We start from the raw sequence: 4,591 nt of genomic DNA on the forward strand, positions 1-4,591 counted from the left end.
ACGCGCGGCTGGCCGAGCTGCTCGTACATGAGCATGCCTCGCTGGCGCTGGCGCAACGCTGCAGCGCCATTGCGGCGCCGGCGCCGCTGTTCAGCGCGCTGTTGAACTACCGCCACAACACGCCGGTGGCGGTCTCCGCCTCCGCACCCGATGATGTGCTGTCCGGCGTGGAATGGCTGGGCGGGGAGGAGCGCACCAACTATCCGCTGACCTTGTCGGTGGAGGATTTTGGCGGGGCGCTCGGGCTGACGGCGCAGGTGACGGAGGGCGTCTCAGCGGATCGGGTCTGCGGCTACATGCAGCGGGCGCTCGAGCAGCTGTCGGAGGCGCTGGAGCGGGCGCCGAACACGCCGGTGCGCGAGCTGGACATCCTGCCACCTGACGAGCGGGCGTATCTGCTGGAGGAGCTGAACCGGACGGCGGTGACGTATCCTGAGCAGCAGTGCATCCATGAGCTGTTCGAGGCGCAGGTGCGCCAGGCGCCGGATGCGGTGGCGGTGGTCTATCAGGACCAGCGCGTCAGCTATGGCGAGCTCAATGCGCGTGCCAACCGCCTGGCCCATCATCTGATTGCAATTGGGGTGAAGCCGGACCAGCCGGTGGCGATCTGCGTTGCGCGCAGCGTGGCGATGGTGGTCGGGCTTTTGGCGATCCTCAAGGCGGGTGGCGCCTATCTGCCGCTGGATCCGGCCTATCCGTCGGCGCGGCTGCACCAGGTGCTGGAGGATGCGGCGCCGCGAGTGCTGCTGGCCGATGCAGCGGGGCGATCAGCGCTGGGCGACGATGCGCTACGCGATCTGACGGTGGTGGATCTGGCGGCGACGCCGGAATGGGCCAATCTGCCGGCGTCGGATCCGGACCCGCGTGCGCTCGGCCTGACCTCGCGCCATCTCGCCTATGTGATCTACACCTCCGGCTCCACCGGAACGCCCAAGGGGGCACAGAATGAGCATCGGGCTATCGTCAATCGCTTGATTTGGATGCAAAACGCCTATGGTCTCAAGGCAACTGATGTCGTGTTGCAGAAGACGCCATTTGGCTTCGATGTCTCGGCCTGGGAGTTCTTCTGGACCTTGCTTGAAGGGGCGACCCTGGTGCTGGCGTCTCCGGATGCGCACAGAGATCCCGCTGCATTGGTCGACTTGATCATCGGCGAGCGCATCACGACGGTTCACTTCGTGCCATCCATGCTGGTCAGTTTTATGGATGCGAAGAGTGTTGACCGCTGCACGTCGCTGCGGCGTGTTTTATGCAGCGGCGAGGCGCTTCCTGCCGCCAGTGTGCATAAGGTTCGGCGCCTCTTGCCTTGGACGGGCCTGCACAATCTGTACGGTCCGACCGAAGCTGCGATCGACGTGACAGCGTGGAGTTGTCCGGATGAGTTTGATGGCGCCATTGTCCCGATCGGCCGTCCGATCGCGAACACGCGGGTGTACCTGCTTGACGGTCACCGTGCGCCGGTTCCGTTTGGCGCGGTCGGGGAGCTCTACATTGGCGGGGCGGGGGTGGCGCGCGGCTATCTGAACCGTCCGGAGCTGACGGCGGAGCGGTTCATCGCCAGTCCCTTTGTCGAGGGCGATCGGCTGTACCGGAGCGGCGACCTTGCACGTTATCTGCCGGACGGCAATCTTGAGTTTTTGGGCCGCAACGACGACCAGGTGAAGATCCGCGGCTTCCGCATCGAGCCCGGCGAGATTGCGGCGCGGGTTGCCGAGCACCCGTTCGTGCGCGAGGCGGTGGTGGTGGCGCACGAGGGCCCAGGCGGCGAGCAGCGTCTTGTCGCCTATGTGGTGTCGCCGGAAGCAGCTTCGAACGGGCTGGATGGAAGCGAGCTTGCCGGCGCCTTGCGCGCCCACATAAGTGCGCACCTGCCGGATTACATGGTGCCATCGGCGTTCGTGCGGCTGGCGGCGCTGCCGCTGACGGTGAATGGCAAGCTCGATCGCAAGGCGCTGCCGGCGCCGGACGATGAGGCGTATGCGCATCGCGCCTATGAGCCGCCGCAGGGCGAGATCGAGACGGCGCTGGCACAGATCTGGGCCGAGCTTCTGGGTGTGGAGCGGGTCGGACGCCACGACCACTTCTTTGCGCTCGGCGGGCACTCGCTGGTGGCGGTACAGCTGTTGAGCCGGGTCTCGCAGGCCATTGGCTTCACACTGCCGCTGACCACGCTGTTTGCCAAACCGGTGCTGGCCGATCTGGCCGCGAGTATCATGGATGAGTTGAGCCGCTCCGGCGCGCAAGACCTGCCGGCCATTGCGCCGGTGTCGCGTGAAGCGCCGCTTGTGCTGTCGTTTGCGCAGCAGCGGCTGTGGTTTTTGGCGCAGCTGGATCAGAGCAGCACGAACTATCACATTCCGCTCGGGTGGCGGCTCAAGGGTGGGCTCGACCGCAGCGCCTGGCAGCGTAGCCTGGACCGTGTGTTGGCGCGCCATGAGGCGCTGCGCAGCGTGTTTGTCGCGCCGGAGGGCAAGCCCTGGGTGGAGCTGCTGCCGGTGGATGCGGGGCTGCCGGTTGTGGAGCACGATCTGCGGGACAGGCCGGATGCGGACGAGGCGCTATTGGGTCTGTGCAGGGAAGAGGCGTGCACGCCGTTCGATCTGGCGCGTGGCCCGCTGATCCGCGGCCGGCTGATCCGGATCTCGGATGAGGAGCACGTCTTGCTGCTGACGCAGCATCACATTGTCTCGGATGGTTGGTCGCTGGGCGTGTTGGCGCATGAACTCAGTCAGCTGTACCGGGCGTTCGTGGCCGGAGAAGGCGATCCGCTGCCGCCGCTTGCAATCCAGTATCCGGATTATGCCGCCTGGCAACGGCAGTGGCTGTCGGGCGCGCGGCTGCAGCGCCAGGCGCAGTATTGGCGCAACAATCTGTCTGGCGCGCCGGCCCGTCTGGCGCTGCCGACGGACCGGCCGCGGCCGGCGCAGCAGTCGTTTGCGGGGGCGACGGTCCCGATCGTTATTGATGCGGAGCTGACGCGGGAGCTGAAGCGGCTGGGCCTGCAGCAAGGCACGACGTTGTTCATGACGGTGCTGGCGGGGTGGGCTGCGGTGCTGTCGCGTCTGTCGGGACAGGACGATCTTGTGATTGGCGTGCCGAGCGCTAATCGCGGTCGCCGCGAGATCGAAGAGCTGATCGGCTTCTTCGTCAACACCCTGGCGCTGCGGCTGGACCTGTCGGGCGAGCCGAGCGTGTCGGAACTGTTGGCGCGGACGCGGCGCACGGCTTTGGGAGCGCAGGAGCACCAGGACCTGCCGTTCGAGCAGGTGGTGGAGATCGTGCAGCCGCCCCGGGCTCTTGATCACACGCCGTTGTTCCAGGTGATGCTGGCCTGGCAGAACAACGCCGCTGGGACGTTCGACCTTCCTGGGCTGATGGTGGAGGCGGCGGCAGACGGCTTCGATCAGGTCAAGTTCGATCTGGAGCTGAGCCTTGGCGAGCAGGGTGAGGTCATCGCTGGGACGCTGGGTTATGCCACCGCGCTGTTCGATCGCGCGACCATCGAGCGGCAGCGGGATTATCTGCTGGCGCTGCTGCGGGCGATGGTTGCCGATGCGCAGCAAGCGGTCGGGCGGATTGAGCTGCTGCCAGCCGACGAGCGGGCGTATCTGCTGGAGGAACTGAACCGGACGGAGGTGACGTATCCTGAGCAGCAGTGCATCCATGAGCTGTTTGAGGCGCAGGTGCAAAAAGCGCCGGAGGCGGTGGCGGTGGTCTATCAGGACCAGCGCGTCAGCTATGGCGAGCTCAATGCGCACGCCAACCAGCTGGCGCATCATCTGATCGGGCTTGGGGTCAGGCCGGATCAGCCGGTGGCGATCTGCGTTGCGCGCAGCGTGGCGATGGTGGTCGGGCTGCTGGCGATCCTCAAGGCGGGTGGCGCCTATCTGCCGCTGGATCCGGCCTATCCGCCGGCGCGGCTGCACCAGGTGCTGGAGGATGCGGCGCCGCGAGTGCTGCTGGCCGATGCAGCGGGGCGATCGGCGCTGGGCGACGATGCGGTACGCGATCTGACGGTGGTGGATCTGGCGGCGACGCCGGAATGGGCAAATCTGCCGGCGTCGGATCCGGACCCGCGTGCGCTTGGCCTCACCTCACGCCATCTCGCCTATGTGATCTACACCTCGGGATCAACAGGCACCCCCAAGGGGGTCATGGTCGAGCATCGCGGCTTGGTCAATCTCAGCTTGGCTCAGATCGGGCTTTTTGGCGTTTGTTGCAACAGCCGCGTGGTGCAGTTCGCCTCCTTCGGTTTTGATGCAAGCGCCTCGGAGCTTGTTATGGCGTTTGGTTCGGGAGCCACATTGCATTTGCCTGCGGATGAGCTCCGTCAAGCGAGTAACAAGCTATCGGATTATCTGCGAAGCGAAGCCATCACGCACGCGACGCTGCCTCCAGCCTTGCTTCAGGGAAGCCAGAAGCTGGAAGGCTTGGGATCGCAAGTTCTCATTCTTGCTGGAGAGCTGCCGAAGGCAGAACTCATCCGGAGTCTGGCTCCAGCATCCATTATCAATGCTTATGGACCTACCGAAGCAACAGTTTGTGCGGCGACCTGGAGTTGCCCCGATGGGTTTGATGGGGCCATTGTCCC

General features: G+C 65.5%; 1 protein-coding gene. It reads left to right on the forward strand.

What is annotated here, in order from left to right:
• On the forward strand, nucleotides 1-4,591 hold a 4,591-nt coding region (locus tag CWO91_RS41610; RefSeq protein WP_130221089.1), incomplete at both ends, for a non-ribosomal peptide synthetase.

Source organism: Bradyrhizobium genosp. SA-3, from assembly GCF_004212635.1.
Lineage (GTDB): Bacteria > Pseudomonadota > Alphaproteobacteria > Rhizobiales > Xanthobacteraceae > Bradyrhizobium.